1 rRNA gene is annotated in these 339 nt (G+C 36.9%); it reads right to left on the reverse strand.

The features are described from left to right. Nucleotides 1–4: 4 nt before the first annotated feature. Nucleotides 5–118 (reverse strand): 5S ribosomal RNA (gene rrf / locus B494_RS0118675). Nucleotides 119–339 lie beyond the last annotated feature (221 nt).

A 339-nucleotide genomic window follows, 5' to 3' on the forward strand; every position in this document is an offset into this window, starting at 1 on the left:
CAAAGTCTAGCGACGTCCTACTCTCGCAGGGGAACCCCCAACTACCATCGGCGCTGAAGAGCTTAACGGCTGTGTTCGGCATGGGAACAGGTGTGACCTCTTCGCTATTGTCACTAGACATATTTTTTTCAAGGACAAGATATATTATATTCATTTTTGTCTTTAAAAGCAAGTGGTTTTTAATAAAAAATTCTTTTTAATAAAAAGTAGTTTGCTTTCAAAACTAAAGTTGACAAGATGCAATATCGTTCGATATTAGCCCTAGACGAGGCAATATTAATCGAACATAATCAACAAATTACACCTTCAAAACTAGATAAGATGTCTGACAAGACAATC

The sequence above is a fragment of the Amphibacillus jilinensis Y1 genome (genome assembly GCF_000306965.1).
Classification (GTDB): domain Bacteria; phylum Bacillota; class Bacilli; order Bacillales; family Amphibacillaceae; genus Amphibacillus_C; species Amphibacillus_C jilinensis.